This is a genomic window from Bradyrhizobium sp. USDA 4506, assembly GCF_054058795.1.
On the sequence record NZ_JBSSBM010000002.1, the window covers coordinates 7,128,378 to 7,145,423 of the forward strand.

The 17,046-nt window shown below is 65.0% G+C and carries 15 protein-coding genes; 7 read left to right on the forward strand and 8 right to left on the reverse strand.

The features are described 5' to 3' along the window. Positions 1-4 precede the first annotated feature (4 nt). Positions 5-1,684, forward strand: a complete 1,680-nt coding sequence (gene ggt, locus ACVIHF_RS35720; RefSeq protein WP_456794157.1) for a gamma-glutamyltransferase — start codon at positions 5-7, stop codon at positions 1,682-1,684. 165 nt (positions 1,685-1,849) lie between these two features. Here ggt and ACVIHF_RS35725 read toward each other — a convergent pair whose 3' ends face one another. Further along, positions 1,850-3,208, reverse strand: coding sequence for a serine protease (locus ACVIHF_RS35725; protein WP_456793355.1), 1,359 nt, complete (start codon positions 3,206-3,208; stop codon positions 1,850-1,852). Positions 3,209-3,319: 111 nt separating this feature from the next. Between ACVIHF_RS35725 and ACVIHF_RS35730 the strand changes: the two genes are divergently transcribed. Continuing rightward, positions 3,320-4,123 (forward strand): HesA/MoeB/ThiF family protein, encoded by an 804-nt coding sequence (locus ACVIHF_RS35730; protein WP_310880891.1) that lies wholly within the window; start codon positions 3,320-3,322, stop codon positions 4,121-4,123. Between the two features lie 9 nt (positions 4,124-4,132). On the opposite strand, the gene ACVIHF_RS35735 is transcribed toward ACVIHF_RS35730, so the two are convergent. Then, positions 4,133-5,140: an aldo/keto reductase gene (locus tag ACVIHF_RS35735; protein WP_310880890.1), complete on the reverse strand. Its 1,008-nt coding sequence runs from the start codon at positions 5,138-5,140 to the stop codon at positions 4,133-4,135. A 121-nt stretch (positions 5,141-5,261) separates the two neighbouring features. On the opposite strand from ACVIHF_RS35735, the gene ACVIHF_RS35740 reads away from it, so the two are divergent. Further along, on the forward strand, positions 5,262-6,173 hold the full coding sequence (locus ACVIHF_RS35740) for a LysR family transcriptional regulator (RefSeq protein ID WP_456794158.1): 912 nt from the start codon (positions 5,262-5,264) through the stop codon (positions 6,171-6,173). Between the two features lie 577 nt (positions 6,174-6,750). Here ACVIHF_RS35740 and ACVIHF_RS35745 read toward each other — a convergent pair. Beyond that, complete coding sequence (locus tag ACVIHF_RS35745) at positions 6,751-7,755, reverse strand: 2-hydroxyacid dehydrogenase (protein WP_028335496.1); 1,005 nt, start codon at positions 7,753-7,755, stop codon at positions 6,751-6,753. A 347-nt stretch (positions 7,756-8,102) separates the two neighbouring features. Here ACVIHF_RS35745 and ACVIHF_RS35750 point away from each other — a divergent pair, with 347 nt between their 5' ends. Next, positions 8,103-8,630 carry an SH3 domain-containing protein gene (locus tag ACVIHF_RS35750; RefSeq protein WP_026192030.1) on the forward strand — a complete coding sequence of 176 codons (528 nt, stop codon included), beginning with the start codon at positions 8,103-8,105 and terminating at the stop codon, positions 8,628-8,630. A gap of 72 nt (positions 8,631-8,702) precedes the next feature. Here the strand turns inward: ACVIHF_RS35750 and irrA are convergent, their stop codons facing one another. Then, entirely contained in the window at positions 8,703-9,194 is a 492-nt protein-coding gene (gene irrA / locus ACVIHF_RS35755) for an iron response transcriptional regulator IrrA (RefSeq protein ID WP_026192029.1), read from the reverse strand. A 327-nt stretch (positions 9,195-9,521) separates the two neighbouring features. Here irrA and fabA point away from each other — a divergent pair, with 327 nt between their 5' ends. From fabA to fabV, 3 genes are all read left to right on the forward strand, one after another. Beyond that, positions 9,522-10,043, forward strand: a complete 522-nt coding sequence (fabA, locus tag ACVIHF_RS35760; RefSeq protein WP_057015289.1) for a 3-hydroxyacyl-[acyl-carrier-protein] dehydratase FabA — start codon at positions 9,522-9,524, stop codon at positions 10,041-10,043. 43 nt (positions 10,044-10,086) lie between these two features. After that, the gene (gene fabB, locus ACVIHF_RS35765; RefSeq protein ID WP_092081034.1) at positions 10,087-11,310 is read left to right on the forward strand and encodes a beta-ketoacyl-ACP synthase I; all 1,224 of its coding nucleotides are present in this window, start codon (positions 10,087-10,089) and stop codon (positions 11,308-11,310) included. 78 nt (positions 11,311-11,388) lie between these two features. After that, complete coding sequence (gene fabV / locus ACVIHF_RS35770; protein WP_456793356.1) at positions 11,389-12,561, forward strand: enoyl-ACP reductase FabV; 1,173 nt, start codon at positions 11,389-11,391, stop codon at positions 12,559-12,561. 142 nt (positions 12,562-12,703) lie between these two features. Here fabV and ACVIHF_RS35775 read toward each other — a convergent pair whose 3' ends face one another. The 4 genes from ACVIHF_RS35775 to pnp all read right to left on the reverse strand — a co-directional run bounded on the left by ACVIHF_RS35775 (position 12,704) and on the right by pnp (position 17,000). After that, complete coding sequence (locus ACVIHF_RS35775) at positions 12,704-13,300, reverse strand: glutathione S-transferase family protein (RefSeq protein ID WP_456793357.1); 597 nt, start codon at positions 13,298-13,300, stop codon at positions 12,704-12,706. Further along, complete coding sequence (locus tag ACVIHF_RS35780) at positions 13,297-13,773, reverse strand: GNAT family N-acetyltransferase (RefSeq protein WP_456793358.1); 477 nt, start codon at positions 13,771-13,773, stop codon at positions 13,297-13,299. Before ACVIHF_RS35780 ends, ACVIHF_RS35775 begins: the two co-directional genes overlap by 4 nt. A gap of 123 nt (positions 13,774-13,896) precedes the next feature. Further along, entirely contained in the window at positions 13,897-14,631 is a 735-nt protein-coding gene (locus ACVIHF_RS35785; RefSeq protein WP_076824497.1) for a superoxide dismutase, read from the reverse strand. Positions 14,632-14,837: 206 nt separating this feature from the next. Further along, positions 14,838-17,000, reverse strand: coding sequence for a polyribonucleotide nucleotidyltransferase (gene pnp / locus ACVIHF_RS35790; RefSeq protein WP_050383431.1), 2,163 nt, complete (start codon positions 16,998-17,000; stop codon positions 14,838-14,840). Positions 17,001-17,046: the final 46 nt, after the last annotated feature.

Consider the following 17,046-nt stretch of genomic DNA (forward strand, 5'->3'; position numbering starts at 1 on the left):
GTCGATGAGTGGCGCCTGGCGCGACCGCGCCGCGACAAGTTTTCAATGCGAGAAGCAACCGGCCACCAGCAGCCGCGGCATGGTGGTGAGCAATCATCCGCTGGCATCGAGCGCGGGCGCCGAGATGTTGGCTGCCGGCGGCAATGCGATCGATGCGGCGATCGCCACCTTGTTCACGCTGACCGTGGTCGAGCCGATGATGGTCGGCATCATCGGCGGCGGCATGGCGCATATTCGTCTCGCCGACGGCAGCCATCGCTTCATCGACGGCCAGAGCACGGTGCCGAACGCGGTGCGGCCGGATACCTACACTTCGAAGCCAGGATCGGCGCACGACGTGTTCGACACCGTCGGCAATGAGAATTTGAACGGGCCGAAAGCGGTCGCGGTGCCGGGCTCGCTGAAAGCCTGGTGCGAAACGCTGCGCCGCTTCGGCACCATGAGCCTTGCCGATGTGATGCAGCCCGCGATCAAGCACGCCGCGCGCGGCTATGCGGCGACGCCCTATTTGCATGAATGCATCACCGACGGCGCCGAGGAGATGCTGAAGGACAAGCCGATCTCGGCGATCTATCTGCCTGATGGCACGCCGCTGAAGCCCGGCGAGCGCGTGGTGCAGGCGGAATATGCCGAGACGCTGAAATACATCGCCGATCATGGCGACAACGCGCTCTACCAGGGGCCGCTTGGCGACATCCTGGTCGACTACATGAAAAAGAGCGGCGGCTTCATCGCGCAGGAGGATCTCGCGACCTACAAGACGGTCGAGCGGCAGCCGATCCGCTGCGACTACCGCGGCTGGGAAATCCTCGGGCCTCCGCCGCCCGCGGCATCGGGCGTGCATATCACGCAGATGCTCAACATCCTCGAAGGCTATGACATCGCGCGGCTCGGCTTCGGCACGACCGAGACGATCCATTATCTTGCCGAGGTGCTGAAGATCGCCTTTGCCGACCGCGCGGCCGCGAGCGGCGATCCCGCCTATATCAACGTGCCGGTGGAACGGCTGACCTCGAAGGCCTATGCCGAGGAGCGCCGCCGCGCGATCGATCCCGCCGCTGCACAAGCCTGGAGCGCCGGCGTCACCCAGCTCGAAAGCGCGCACACCACGCACATGACCGCGGCGGATGCGATGGGCAATGTGGTCGCGACCACCCAGACCATCAACAATCTGTTCGGCGCCAAGATCCTGATCCCCGGACTCGGCACCGTGCCGAACAACTACATGAACCTGTTCGATCCGCGGCCGGGGCACGCGCTGTCGCTGGCCGCCGGCAAGCGCGTCACCACCTCGATGTCGCCGATGATGGCGCTGCGCGACGGCAAGCTCGCTTACGCGCTCGGCCTGCCCGGCGGCAAGCGCATCTTCCCGAGCGCGATGCAGGCGCTGATCAATTTGATCGACCACGGCATGAGCCTGCAGGAGGCGGTCGAGGCGCCGCGGGTCTGGACCGAGGGCAATGCGCTGGAGGTCGAGCAGGCGGTGCCGGAGGCTGTCCGCGCCGCACTTTCAGCCAAGGGCCACAAGGTGCAGGTCGTGCCGACGGTGGCCGGCGGCATGAACGCGATCCAGTTTCACGCTGACGGCACGATGTCGGGCGCAGCCTGCTGGCGCGCCGACGGCACGCCGGTCGGCATTGCCGGCGGTCTCGCCCGCGCCGGGGTGCGCTTTGCGTTGAGGTGAGGTGAGGTGAGGTGGTTAGGCTCCCTCGCCCCGCTCTTGCGGGGAGAGGGTGGGATGAGGGGCTCTCTCCATGAGGTGGTGTCCATTGATGGACCTGTACCCCCTCACCCGGATTGCATCTGGCGATGCAATCCGACCTCTCCCCGCAAGCGGGGCGAGGTAACTCTACTTCCTGACGCAGATCACGCGGACCACGGCGGCCTTGGCGTCCGCCGAGTCGCCCGACGCGGTGACGCCATGCGCTTTCAGAAAGCTGCGCACCGTGTCGGCCGGCACCAGCGCGGCTTGCGCCGGCGGCGCCGCGTTTGCGGGGCCTGCAACGGTGACGGGTTTCAGCGTCGCGATGCCGGCAAACCTGCCGCCGCCGTCGAGCGCCGCCGCGCCGGAGAACCCGAGCGCCGGCGCCGGTGACAGCGCCTGATCGCCGCTGCCGATCTGTGCGACCGAAGCCTTCACGCTGCTCGCGGCCGCGCCGCCGCCCTGGTTCTGCGGATCGGCGATCCCGGTGATGTCGAGCGCGGTCTGCGTCGCCTGGCCTGCGATATTGAGTGGCTTCAGCCCGCGCGCGCCATAGATGCGCAGCAGCGCGAGGTCGTGATCCTTATCGTCGGCGACTCGATCGGCATTGCCGTAGCCCGGGATCGTCAGCGCGATGCAGTCGTCGGTCGCCACGCGATCGGTCACGATGGCACCGTCATCGCTGACCACGACGCCGCTGGCATATTCGACGGTCTTGCGCGGCGGCGGACCGGCCTGCACGGCGGACGGAAATGCGTTGAAGGCGCTCGACATCGCGATCACCACCGGCTCGACCGTGGTCTGCATCGCCTGGTCATAGAGGATGGTGAGGATGCGGACCTCGTCACCCTTCAAGGTACCGCGCAAATAGAACTTCTTCAGCCCCTGCATGCCCGACAGCACGAAGAAATCCGGCTTCACCACGGTGTAGTCGATGGTGCGGCCGGCCGGTTCCTTCTTTTCCTGCTCGGCAAGCTTTGCGGTGGTCGGGCTGGCTTCCTTGCGCCGGGTCAGCAGCACCTGGACGGTGCCGGTCGGCGAGGTCCATTTGGCCCCGGCGGCATCGCTGGTGAGCTGCGGCACCAGCTTGGTGGGAATGCCGAGCCGCGCCCCGGTGGCCGGCTCGGTGACGATCCGCCAGCCGACACCTTCCTGCTTCCGCCGCGCCGTGTCGGCGAGCACGCCGCGCTCCTGCGGATTCAGCACCCCGGTCGGCTTGCCGCCGCGCTTCTTCTGGAATTCCTTGATCGCATTGACCATGCGCTCGCTGACGTCGCCGGTAATGGCGCCGTTATATTCGCCGACCCAGGCGAGGTCGGATTGCAGCGCCAGCCGCTCGGCCTGCGCCATCGCGCCAGCGGTATCCTCCGGCTTCTGCAGCCCGGGGCGTATCGGCACCGTCGCCACGGTTTTCGGCTTCGCCCCCGCCGTCAAGGGCGGCGTCATCTGGGCCTGCGCCATGCCCATGGAAGCGGCCATCAATGTTGCCGAAAGCACCGATCTCATGACAAATCCGGGGGGAATGACTGACACCATTGACGTCCAGGCAATTAAGCACATCTGCTTGGTCGGCAACAACCGCGCTCCGGTTCAGGGAACAGCGCGCAGGACACCGCAATGCTGAGTGCCGACGAACTTGAACGCTATGCCCGCCATATCGTGCTGCGCGAGGTGGGCGGCCCCGGCCAGAATGCACTGAAAGAAGCGTCGGTGCTGGTGATCGGCGCCGGCGGCCTCGGCGCGCCGGTGCTGATGTATCTGGCTGCCGCAGGTGTCGGCCGGCTCGGCGTGATCGATGACGATATCGTCTCGCTCTCCAATTTGCAGCGCCAGATCATCCATGCGACGTCTGACATCGGCAAGCGCAAGGTCGACAGCGCGGCGGCGCAGATCCATGCACTCAATCCGCATGTGACGTTCGAGGCGCATCCGATGCGGCTCACCGCCGACAATGCGATGGCGCTGATCGCGAACTACGACCTCGTGCTCGACGGCTCCGACAATTTCGAGACCCGCTATCTCGTCGCCGATGCCTGCTTCCTCGCGAAGCGGCCGCTGATCACGGCCGCACTGGGCCAGTTCGACGGTTCGCTGACCACGATCCGCGCGCATGAGAAGAATGCGGAGGGCGAATTCAACCCGACCTATCGCTGCCTGTTTCCCGAGGCGCCGCCGCCGGGCACGGTGCCGGCCTGCGCCGAGGCGGGCGTGATGGGCGCGCTCGCCGGCGTCCTGGGGTCGATGATGGCGCTGGAGGCGATCCGCGAGATCGTCGGCTTCGGCGAGGGCCTGGTCGGCCGCCTTCTGATGGTGGATGCGCGCGCGATGCGGTTCGAAACCCTGCGCTACGCGCGCGATCCGCAGAACCCGCTCAATGGCGATGGGCCTGTCGTCACTGACCTCGGCGCCCATCGCACCTGATTGCCGCCGTTATCTGCTGGCCGGCTTCTCGCTGTCGAGATGCGCCATCTGCTCGGCCGCATAGCGCGTGCCGGCAGCGATATCCGGCGGGAAGGCTTTCGCCAGCGCCGCGAGATGAGCTTGCGTCAGCGTCAGCTTGGTCGCGCCGAGCGCTTCGGTGAGACGGTTGCGGGTGCGGGCGCCGACCAGCGGCACGATCTCCTTGCCCTGTGCCGCGACCCAGGCGATTGCGACCTGCGCCGGCGTCGCCCTGATCTCGGCGGCAATGGCGCGCAACTGCTCGACCAGCGCGAGATTGGCATCGAGGTTCGCGCCCTGGAAGCGCGGCGTCATCAGCCGGTAGTCCCTGCCGATCTTGCCGGACTCCTTCGACCAGTGGCCGCTGATCAGTCCGCGCGCCAGCACGCCGTAGGCTGTGATGCCGATGCCAAGCTCGCGGCAGGTCGTCAGGATATCGCGCTCGATGCCACGCTCGATCAGCGAGTATTCGATCTGGAGATCGACGATCGGATGCACGGCATGAGCACGGCGGATGGTGTCGGAGCCGACCTCAGACAGGCCGATATGTCTGATGTAGCCGGACTTCACCAGATCGGCGATGCCGCCGATCGTCTCCTCGATCGGAACGTTGGGATCGAGACGTGCCGGGCGATAGATGTCGATGTAGTCGGTGCCGAGACGTTGCAGCGAATAGGCGAGAAAATTCTTCGTCGCGGCCGGCCGGGTGTCCATTCCGGCGAATTCACCCGCGGGGCCGCGCAGCGCGCCGAACTTGACGCTGATCTGCAGCCGGTCGCGCGCGACGTCCTTCAGGGCTTCCTGCACCAGCATCTCGTTGTGGCCCATGGCGTAGAAGTCGCCGGTATCCAGCAGCGTGATGCCGGCATCGAGCGCCGCATGCACCGTGGCGATGCTCTCGCCGCGATCGGCCGGGCCATAGACCTCGGACATGCCCATGCAGCCGAGGCCGAGGGCCGAGACGGTGGGCCCGGTTGAGCCGAGTTTGCGTGTGTCCATGTGGATGTTCCTCGAACGTTTGCGGCGGAAAATCCGTCGCCAAATGCCGAGCTGATATGGGCCGGCCAGCTTTCGCCGATAAGCTGGACAATCGCGAATGGCTTGTTCACTATATCGAACAATGCAGGATTTCGACCTTCGCGACCTCGACGCCTTCGTGGCGGTGGCGCGCACGCGCAATTTCCGGCGTGCGGCGCTCGAGCAGCGCGTCTCGGTCTCCAGCCTCAGCCAGCGCCTGCGCGACATGGAGGAGCGGCTCGGCGTCCGCCTGATGAACCGCACCACGCGCAGCGTCGCACTGACGGAGGCCGGCGAACTGCTGCTCGCCCGCGTCGCGCCGGCCATGGTCAATGTTGCCGATGCGATCACGGAGGTGCGCGGCTTGCGTGCCGAGCCGTCGGGGCGGTTGCGCATCAACGCGCCGCCGCCCGCGGTCGATCTCGTGCTGGCGCCGATGATCGCGCCGTTCCTCGCCAGATATCCGCGGGTCGAGCTCGACGTCGTCGCGGAGAGCGCGTTCGTCGACATCGTCGCGCTGGGCTTTGACGCCGGCGTGCGTTACGGCGAGCACCTGGCACAGGACATGGTCGCGGTTCCGCTCGGCGCGCCGCAACGTTACGCGATCGTGGCGTCCAGTGAGTATGTCGCAAAGCACGGCCGGCCGATGCATCCGAAAGATCTGCTGGCGCACCCCTGCATCCGCAGCCGCTTCAGCAACGGCGTGATGTTCGATTGGGAGTTCGAGAAGAACGGCCGCGTGGTGAAGATTTCGCCGCCGGCCAGGCTGACCGCGACCCATCTCGGCCTCGCGCTGCGTGCGGTTCATGACGGCGTCGGCTACTGGGCGACGTTCGAGGGCTATGTCCGCTACGGCGTGAAGTCCGGCGCGCTGGTCAGCGTGCTCGACGACTGGTGCCCGCCGTTCGACGGACCGTTCCTCTATTATCCGAGCCGCCGTCAGCCGCCGCCCGCGCTGGCTGCGTTCGTGTCATTCGTCGCCGACTGGCGCAAGCAGGCGCGACGGAAGAGGTAAGGCAGGACCTCGCCACATCGTCGTCCCGGCGAAGGCCGGACCCATAACCACAAATACAGATTGCCTTGCAGCGCTGGGGCCACGGCCTTTGCAGCAACAAGGCCCTGCGGTTATGGGTCCGTGCGTTCGCAGGGACGACACCGAATGCGTGATCGCAGCATGCGCCTCGCCGGCCGCACCGGCTCCTTTGCATGGGGTTATTTTCGATATTTTGGCAGCTCGCCCCTGCGACGGCAGGGCTGTCGCATGTGACTACCCACGTCTCGTAGCCCGGATGGAGCGAAGCGTAATCCGGGGCGGCCTGTCCGCGGATACAGGCCCCGGATTTCGCTGCGCTCCATCCGGGCTACAGATCTCTCTTCTCCTTCCCCCTGAAAGGGGGAAGGTCGGGATGGGGGTCAGCCACACGCACCGTCTCTCGTGGAGAGAGATGATCCCCACCCGCTTTGCTCTGGCGAGCAAAGCGACCTCCCCTTTTCAAGGGGAGGTTATGGAAAGAAGCGGTCCCGGATTGCGCGGAGCCTGTCATCGGGCGCGCGTTCGCGCGACCCGTTGGCTCCATCCGGGCTACGAGCGCTTACAGCATGCTCGGCAGCACGCGATCCGGCGGCTTGTGGGCGTCGAGGAAGGTTCGGATGTTGATGATCACCTTCTCGCCCATCTCGACGCGGCCTTCGATGGTGGCCGAACCCATATGCGGCAGCAGCGTCACCTTGCCGGCCTTGGCGAGCCGCACCAGCTTTGGGTTCACCGCGGGCTCGTGCTCATAGACGTCGAGGGCTGCGCCGCCGATATCGCCGGCTTCGATCAGCTTGATCAGCGTGTCCTCGTCGATCACCTCGCCGCGCGCGGTGTTGACGACATAGGCCTCTTTCCGGATCAGCTTGAGCCGCCGCGCCGAGAGCAGGTGATAGGTGGCCGGCGTGTGCGGGCAATTCACCGAGATGATGTCCATCCGCGCCAGCATCTGGTCGAGGCTTTCCCAATAGGTGGCCCCTAGCTCTTCGGCGATCATAGGCGCCACCGGGCGGCGGTTGTGATAGTGGATCTGCAGGCCGAAGGCGCGGGCACGGCGCGCCACGGCCTGGCCGATGCGGCCCATGCCGACGATGCCGAGCCTCTTTCCACCGATGCGGTGGCCGAGCATCCAGGTCGGCGACCAGCCCGCCCAGTGCTGCCTGCCTTCGGTCAGGATCGAAGCGCCCTCGATCAGGCGCCGCGGCACCGCGAGGATCAACGCCATGGTCATGTCGGCGGTGTCCTCGGTCAGCACCTTCGGGGTGTTGGTCACCGTGATGCCGCGGGCATGCGCCGCGGCGACATCGATATTGTCGACGCCGTTGCCGAAATTGGCGATCATCTTCAGCTTGCAGTCGGGCTGATTGATCACGTCCTCGCGGATCATGTCGGTCACGGTCGGCACCAGCACGTCGGCGGTTCGCGCCGCCTCGGCGATCTGCTCCGGCGTCATCGGCGTGTCGTCGAGATTCAATCTGGCGTCGAACAGCTCGCGCATCCGGGTCTCGATCGAGTCCGGCAGCTTGCGGGTGACGACGACGAGAGGCTTTTTCTTCACCGACATGTCCTGCCTTCATGGGGCGCGCGGCTTGCCAAAAAACAAACCGTTCAGGCCTCATTAACCCGGTTGTTCGACACTGCTGATAGCCGCGCTGTCCCGGCGTTTCCTTCGCGTTTCCTAGGGTTCCCCGATACTTGCCCCGGCTTTTCGCCAAGGCGAAACGACGGGAAATTCGGGTGTTCTGGCTCTCAGGCGTTCCGTCCTCTCTAGCAGAAGGCCGGGCCAAGACAAGAACCCCTCGGGCTTGCAGTGCGGGAGCGAACTGGCGCGGGCGCAGGGGCCCTCGGGCGTGGTTTGGGTTGCAGTTCGCCGAATGCGGGTTGGGCATCTCGGCAGGAGACGGGTTGATGGTGGCGTTCTGGCGTTTCAGTTCATTGGTGGCGCTGGTCGGAAGCATGCTGAGTGCGTCGGTCATGCCCGGACATTCCGCCAAGGATTTGAGCCCCACCACCAGCGGCCTGCCGATCCCGCGCTATGTCAGCCTGAAGTCGGATCACGTGAACGTCCGGGCCGGCCCGACCAAGGACAATGACGTCGCCTGGGTCTACACGCGGTCGGGGCTGCCGGTAGAAATCACCGCCGAGTTCGAGAACTGGCGCCGGGTGCGCGATTCCGAGGGTGCCGAAGGCTGGGTTTATCATTCCCTGCTGTCCGGCCGCCGCACCGCCGTCGTCACGATGAAGAACAAGGACGATCTGGCCTCGCTCTACGATCGTCCCGATGCCACCAGCGCCGTCGCGGCGCGCCTGCAGGCCGGCGTCGTCGCGCAGGTGAAGAAATGCGCCAATAACTGGTGCCGGGTCACCGGCAGCGGGTTCGACGGCTGGATCGAGCAGCAGCGCCTCTGGGGCGTCTACGCCGACGAGAAGGTGGACTGAGTTTTCCTCGTCCCGAACGACAATGGCCGGGACGAGCCCGGCCATCACAACTCAAATCGACGGTAAGACGGTTCAGCGCTTCTTGCGCAACCGCACCACCATGTCGACGCGGGAGATCTCGTAGCCTTCCGGCACGTCGGGCATCTTCGACAGCACGAGGTTCGGGTCGGGAATGTCGACCAGCTCGTGGTTGTGCTCGAGATAGAAGTGGTGGTGCGTCGACACGTTGGTATCGAAATAGGTTTTCGTGCCGTCGACGCTGACCTGGCGCAGCAGGCCGGCGTCGGTCAGCTGGTTCAGGGTGTTGTAGACGGTCGCCAGCGACACCGGAACCTTGGCCAGCGTGGCTTCCTCGTACAGCATTTCAGCGGTCAGGTGGCGGGCACCCTTGCCGAACAGCAGCCAGCCCAGCGCCATGCGCTGACGGGTCGGCCGCAGACCGGCAGACTGCAACATCTCGTTGACGTCATGCCACGGACAGCCGGTCAGGGCAGGGTGGTGCCCAGCGCCCCGGGCAGCCGGGTGCACGGCATCATCGTTCACAGCCGGTACTTCCTCGTTCATATCCACTCTATGCACCCAACTCAGGCAATATTCCTCATAAATATAAAAAGGATGCCTATCAGATGCAAGTTTTTCGCAACTAGAACGAATCCAAGCTGCGGTAGAAACCTAAGGAGAAGCGGTCATTTATCCTCGGAATGCCGCTTTGCCGCCCAGTTGGCGCTATGTTAGAGAGCGCGCGGACCACATATGCGCTTTCGGCAGAGATAACAGGCCGTAGCGTACCCAGGTAGCGCCAAGATGCGGGACGGGTTATTCCGGTTCCCGTGGGTAGATCAAGGTCCGACCAAGCAAAGCGCTCATCGGGACATCAGAGGTGGAAAGAGGATGCTGGATCGGCGCGGCGGTTACGAATACGAGGATTTGCTGGCTTGCGGGCGGGGCGAGCTTTTCGGTCCCGGCAACGCCCAGTTGCCGCTGCCGCCGATGCTCATGTTCGATCGCATCAGCGAGATTTCGGAGAATGGCGGCGAGTTCGGCAAGGGGCTGGTGCGCGCCGAGCTCGAGGTGAAACCGGATCTCTGGTTCTTCGGCTGCCATTTCAAGAATGATCCGGTGATGCCGGGCTGCCTCGGCCTCGATGCCATGTGGCAAATGGTCGGCTTTTACCTCGGCTGGATCGGTGGCGAAGGTCGTGGCCGCGCGCTCGGCCTCGGCGAGCTGAAGTTCTCCGGACAGGTGCTGCCGCAAGCGCGCAAGGTTGTGTACAACATCGATATCAAGCGCGTGATGCGGTCAAAGCTCGTGCTTGGAATTGCCGACGGGTGGCTTTCCATGGACGACGAGATTATCTATCGCGCCAAGGACTTGAAGGTCGGGTTGTTCAAGCAGGGCACGGCTCCATCTTGAGCAGGATCATCATGCGGCAACATAAAGGCAGGGCGAGGCGAACATGAGGCGGGTTGTCATCACGGGGATGGGTATTGTCTCGTCCATCGGTAACAACACCCAGGAAGTGCTTGCGAGCCTCTACGAGGCGAAGTCGGGCATTTCGCGCGCGGAGAAGGCCGCCGAACTCGGCTTCCGTTCGCAGGTGCACGGTGCGCCGACACTCAATCCTGCCGAGGTGATCGATCGCCGCGCGATGCGGTTCCTTGCCGAAGGTGCGGCGTGGAATCACGTTGCGATGGAACAGGCGATCCGCGACTCGGGCCTCGAGGAAAGCGAAGTCTCCAACATCCGTACCGGCATCATCATGGGATCCGGCGGTCCGTCGACGCGCACGCTGGTGGAGGCCGCCGACATCGCGCGCGCCAAGGGCCCGAAGCGCGTCGGTCCGTTCGCGGTGCCGAAGGGCATGTCCTCGACCGCGTCGGCGACGCTCGCCACCTGGTTCAAGATCAAGGGCGTGAACTATTCGATCTCGTCGGCCTGCGCGACGTCGAACCACTGCATCGGCAACGCCTATGAGACGATCCAGATCGGCAAGCAGGATGTCATCTTCGCCGGCGGCTGCGAGGAACTCGACTGGACGCTGTCGGTGCTGTTCGACGCCATGGGCGCGATGTCCTCGAAATACAACGACACGCCCGCCACCGCCTCGCGTCCCTACGATCTCAACCGCGACGGCTTCGTCATCGCGGGCGGCGCGGGTGTCGTGGTGCTGGAAGAGCTCGAGCATGCCAAGGCGCGCGGCGCCAGGATCTATGGCGAGGTCGTCGGCTACGGCGCAACTTCCGACGGCTACGACATGGTGGCGCCATCGGGCGAGGGCGCCGAGCGCTGCATGCGCATGGCGATGTCGACGGTGAACACGCCGGTCGACTACATCAATCCGCATGCCACTTCGACGCCCGCCGGCGATCCGCCGGAGATCGAGGCGATCCGCAAGGTGTTCGGCACCGGCGACAAGTGCCCGCCGATCTCGGCGACCAAGGCGCTGACCGGCCACTCGCTCGGCGCCACCGGCGTGCAGGAAGCGATCTATTCGCTGCTGATGCTGAACAACGGCTTCATCTGCGAGAGCGCGCATATCACCGAACTCGATCCGGTGTTTGCCGACATGCCGATCGTGCGCAAGCGCATCGACAACGCCAAGCTCAACACCGTGCTGTCGAACTCGTTCGGCTTCGGCGGCACCAACGCGACGCTGGTGTTCAGGCGGCTTGACGCGTGATTTCGCCTCTCCTCGCTTGCTGAGGGAGGTCCGCGGGCAGCGAATGGGAACATTGCAACGATCCGGAATGGGGTGGGAATGATTATTGAACCGCGCGTGCGAGGCTTCATCTGCACGACGGCACATCCCGTCGGCTGCGCCACGAATGTCCGCGAACAGATCGCCTATGTTCTGAAGCAGGGCCCGGTCGCCGACTGCCCGAAGCGCGTTGCCGTGCTGGGCTGCTCGACGGGGTATGGCCTCGCGAGCCGCATCGTCGCGACCTTCGCCGGCGGCGCCGATACGATCGGCGTGTCGCTGGAGCGCGAGCCGTCGGAAAAGAGGAGCGCCAGCGCCGGCTGGTACAACAACCGCGCCTTCGAGATCGAGGCCCAGAAGATCGGACGCTCGCCGCTCACGCTCGAAGGCGACGCCTTCTCCGACGAGCTGAAGGCGACCTTCATCGAGCGCGTGCGCGAGAAATTCGGACAGCTCGACCTGCTGGTCTACAGCATGGCCGCTCCGGTCCGGACCGATCCCGACACCGGCAAGACCTATCGTTCGGTGATCAAGCCGCTGGGCGCCCCGGTCGAGATCAAGACGCTCGACACCGAGACCGGCGAGGTGTTCCAGACCACGCTCGAACCGGCCAGCGAGGAGCAAACCGCGGCCACCGTCGCGGTGATGGGCGGCGACGACTGGAAGCGCTGGATCGATCAGCTGGCGGATGCCGGCGTGCTGGCGCCGGGCTTCCGGACGCTCAACTACACCTATATCGGCAGTGAACTGACCTGGCCGATCTACTGGAACGGCACGCTCGGCCGCGCCAAGGTCGATCTCGACAGCAAGGCGGAAGCGATCCGCGGCCGGCTCGGCGCGGACGCGGCCCGCGTCGTCGCGCTGAAGGCCGTGGTCACCCAGGCGAGCTCGGCGATTCCGGTGGTGCCGCTCTATGGCACGGTGCTGTTCAAGGTGATGAAGCAGCTCGGCCTCCACGAAGGCTGCATCGAGCAGATTGATCGCCTGTTCCGGACGAAGCTCGGTAAGGGCGTCGAGCTCGATGACGCGCGGCGCGTCCGGGTCGACGACTGGGAGCTTTCCCCCGAAGTGCAGACGGAAGTGTCGCGGCGCTGGCCACTGCTCACCACCGAGACGCTCGGCGAGTTGGCCGATCTCGGCGAGTACAAGAGCCAGTTCCTGCGCCTGTTCGGCTTCGGCATCGACGGCGTGGATTACACGCAGGACGTGGATCCGCGCGTCGTGCCGGGTTAGGCCGTTCGCAATTCACTGCTTCGTAGCCCGGATGGAGCGAAGCGTAATCCGGGACAGCTCTTTCTACGTCAGAGACTTTTCCCGGATTGCGCTTCCCTCCATCCGGGCTACGAGATTCCATCCGGGCTACAAGACCCGACGCTCACCCCGCCGCGATCTTCTCTGCGCGCTGGAACGCGGGCCGGGCCACGCAGCGGCCGATATAGGCCTCGAACGACGGCCGCGGCGGCACCATCTTGAACACGCGCACCGCAAAGTTCAGTCCCGCGCCGATCGCGATGTCGGCAGCGGAGAATTGATCGCCGAGGATCCATGGCCCCTTCTGCAACTCGGCGTCGAGCACGTCGAACACCTGCGCGGCGCTGCCCCATGCCGCGGTGCTGGTCGGCACCTCGAGCTTGGTGAAGAGCTGGATCAGCGCCGGCTCGATGCAACTCGGCGAGAAAAACAGCCACTGCAGATAGCGCGCCCGCTTCGGGGCCGTCGCTGCCGGCGCGAGTTTGGTCTCGGGATAGCGGTCGGCGATATAGGCGCAGATCGCGGCGGCCTCGGCGAGATGCGCGTCGCCGTCGGTCAGCGCCGGGACCTTGCCCATCGGGTTGATCTTGAGGAAGTCCGGCGATTTCTGCGCGCCGGTGCTGATGTCGGTCAGCACCCGTTCGTATGGCAGACCGGATTCCTCCAGCAGCCAGATGGCTGAGAACGAGCGCGAGCGCGGCGACCAGTACAGCTTGATCATGGCTTAGCCTCCGATGTGCGGTTTGTTCTCTTCCACCGATAGTGCTTCATCATGAAGCCGGTGATCGGATTGGGCGCTTCCTTCTCGAACACAAAGCCTTCGCGCTCGTACCAGCGCCACGCCTTCTCGTTCTCGCGGACGCATTTCAGCCAGATCTCGTCGGGCATCTGCCGGCGCGTGAAGGCAAGCAGCTCGCGTCCCAGGCTCCGGCCCTGATAGGTGGGGACCACCATCAGCTGATCGAGCAGCGAGGTCGGCATGTGCAGCGCAAGCATGGCGGCGATGGCGCCGCGATCGTCGACGACGAACAGGCTCCAGCCACCAGCGATCTCGCGCGGCAGGCGGACACGCAGATCGTTCAACAGGTTGTCGCTGGCTTGCGAGAGCCCGGTCGAAACCCAACTAGCCATCCAGGCGCGCGCGATCGCGTCATGTTCGTCGGGACGAGCGGGGCGGATGATCGGCAGCGTCATTGTTCCCTATCGCGTTCGACGCCGGCGGCGCGACGCTGTGGGTGCATAAAGGTGAAAGCCCGCGAGCGCCTCGCGGAGCTTTCAACTCTAGCGTAGTTGTTTGCGACCGGCGAGCCCGGCGGCTCACACGCCGAGCGTGCCGGCCTTTGCTGCCGCATAGCGCTCAGCCACGGCCTTCCAGTTCACCGTATTCCACCACGCCTTGAGATAATCGGGGCGGCGGTTCTGGTAGGTCAGGTAATAGGCGTGCTCCCAGACGTCGTTGCCGAGCAGCGCGCGCTTGCCGTCCATGATCGGATTGTCCTGGTTCGGCCGCGTCTCGATCGCGAGCTTGCCGTCTTTGGTCACGGTGACGAACACCCAGCCGGAGCCGAACACGCGCCCGCCGGCAGCGTTGAAATCGGTCTGGAATTTTTCCATGCCGCCGAGGTCGCGATCGATTGCGGCGAGCACCTCGCCGTCCGCCTTGCCGCCGTTCGGTCCCATGATCTGCCAGAACATCGTGTGGTTGGCGTGGCCGCCCATGTTGTTGCGCACGCCGGTGCGGATCGCCTCCGGCACGCTGCCGAGATTGGCGAGCACCTCGACGACCGGCTTCTCGGCGATCTGCGGATTGTCCTTGGCGAAATTGTTGAGGTTGGTGACATAGGCCTGATGATGCCGGTCGTGATGGATTTCCATCGTCTTGGCGTCGATATGCGGCTCCAGCGCATTGGTGGGATAGGTCAGCGGATCGATCTTGAACGGTCCGGCTGGGACCTGCGCCGTGGCCTGCGCGAATGCCGTGCGCGATGCGGCTGCGGCCGCGGCGATGCCGCCTGCTGCGATGATCAAATGGCGTCGGGACATCGAGGACATCGTGGTTCTCCGTGCTGGGAAAGCTTCCTGATGTTAGGCCCGAGTTGTGAACGGGTTCCAGCGAATCCGGTCACAATGCCGGGTCAAAATCGCGCATGCCGATCAGCGGAGATTGATTTGCGTTCAATCTCGGCAAACCAAAAAGGGCGGCCACAGGGCCGCCCTTTTCGTAACAGTCGATTTGGTAACAATCGATTTGCCCTGGCTTACTCGCCGGCAGCTTCGCGCGGCGCCGCAGCCGGCGCTTCGGTCTTCTGCTTGGCCTCGAGATCTTCGCCGGTCTCCTGGTCGACCGCCTTCATCGACAGGCGGGTCTTGCCGCGATCGTCGAAGCCGAGCAGCTTGACCTTGACCTTGTCGCCTTCCTTGACGACGTCGGAGGTCTTCTGCACGCGGTTGGACGCGAGCTGGCTGATGTGGACGAGGCCGTCCTTGGCGCCGAAGAAGTTCACGAACGCGCCGAACTCCATCACCTTGACGACGGTGCCCTCGTAGATCTGGCCGACCTCCGGATCGGAGGCGATCGACTTGATCCACTTGATCGCAGCCTTCATCGCCTCGCCATCGTTGGAGGCGACCTTCACGGTGCCGTCGTCCTCGATGTTGACCTTGGCGCCGGTCTTCTCGACGATCTCGCGGATCACCTTGCCGCCGGTGCCGATCACTTCGCGGATCTTGTCGGTGGCGATCTTGAAGGTCTCGATGCGCGGTGCGTATTCGCCGAGCTCGGCGCGCGCCGCGGTCAGAGCCTTGGCCATCTCGCCGAGGATGTGGATGCGCCCTTCCTTGGCCTGGCCAAGCGCAACCTTCATGATCTCCTCGGTGATGCCCTCGATCTTGATGTCCATCTGGAGCGAGGTGATGCCGTGGTCGGTACCGGCGACCTTGAAGTCCATGTCGCCGAGATGATCCTCGTCACCGAGGATGTCCGACAGCACCGCGAAGCGCTGACCTTCGAGGATCAGGCCCATGGCGATACCGGCGGTCGGCCGCTTCAGCGGCACGCCGGCGTCCATCAGCGACAACGAGGCGCCGCACACCGAGGCCATCGAGGACGAGCCGTTCGACTCGGTGATCTCGGAGACCACGCGGATCGTGTACGGGAACTCGTGATGCGGCGGCAGCACCGGGTGGATCGCGCGCCAGGCGAGCTTGCCGTGGCCGATTTCGCGGCGCTTGGTGCCGCCGAGGCGACCGGTTTCACCGACCGAGTAGGGCGGGAAGTTGTAGTGCAGCAGGAACGTTTCCTTGTACGTCCCCGACAGTGCATCAATGTACTGCTCGTCCTCGCCGGTGCCGAGCGTGGTCACGACCATCGCCTGGGTCTCACCGCGGGTGAACAGCGCCGAGCCGTGGGCGCGCGGCAGCACGCCGGCTTCGGCGATGATGTTGCGCACGGTCTTGGCGTCACGGCCGTCGATGCGCTTGCCGGTGTCAAGGATGTTCCAGCGAACGATCTTGGCTTCCAGTTCCTTGAACACGCCGGCGACGCGGAGCTTGTCGTATTTCGGCTCCTGGCCTTCCGGGAAGAAGTGCGCCAGCACCTTCTCCTTGACGGCGCCGACCGCGGCATAGCGTTCCTGCTTGACCGGGATCGCATAGGCCTTGCGGAGCTCCTGTTCGGCGATGCCGAGCATCTCCTTCTCGATCTCCGAATTGTCGATTGTGGTGACTTCGCGCGGCTCCTTGGCGGCCTTCTCGGCGAGCTCGATGATCGCGTTGATGACCGGCTGGAAGTGGCGGTGGCCGAACATGACCGCGCCGAGCATCACGTCCTCGTTGAGCTCCTTGGCTTCCGATTCGACCATCAGCACGGCGTCGGCGGTGCCGGCGACGACGAGGTCGAGCTGGGTCTCGGTCATCTCGTCCAGCGTCGGGTTGAGCACGTATTCGTCATTGGCAAAGCCGACGCGTGCGGCGCCGATCGGGCCCTTGAACGGCGCGCCCGACAGCGTCAGGGCGGCGGAGGCGGCGACCAGCGACACGATGTCCGGATCGTTCTCCATGTCGTGCGAGAGCACGGTGACGATCACCTGGGTCTCGTTGCGCCAGCCGTCGACGAACAGCGGACGGATCGGGCGGTCGATCAGGCGGGAGACCAGCGTCTCCTTCTCGGTCGGACGGCCTTCGCGCTTGAAATAGCCGCCGGGAATGCGGCCCGCGGCGTAGGTCTTCTCCTGGTAGTCGACCGTGAGCGGCAGGAAGTCGACGCCCTCGCGCGGCGCCTTCGCCGCAACGACGGTGGCAAGCACCACGGTCTCGCCGTAGGTGGCCATCACGGCGCCGTCGGCCTGGCGGGCGATCTTGCCGGTTTCAAGTTTGAGGGGACGTCCACCCCAGTCGATTTCGACGGAATGCGAATTGAACATTTCGGTTTTCTTTCATGGTTTCACGAAAGCACGGCGCCCTGAAACA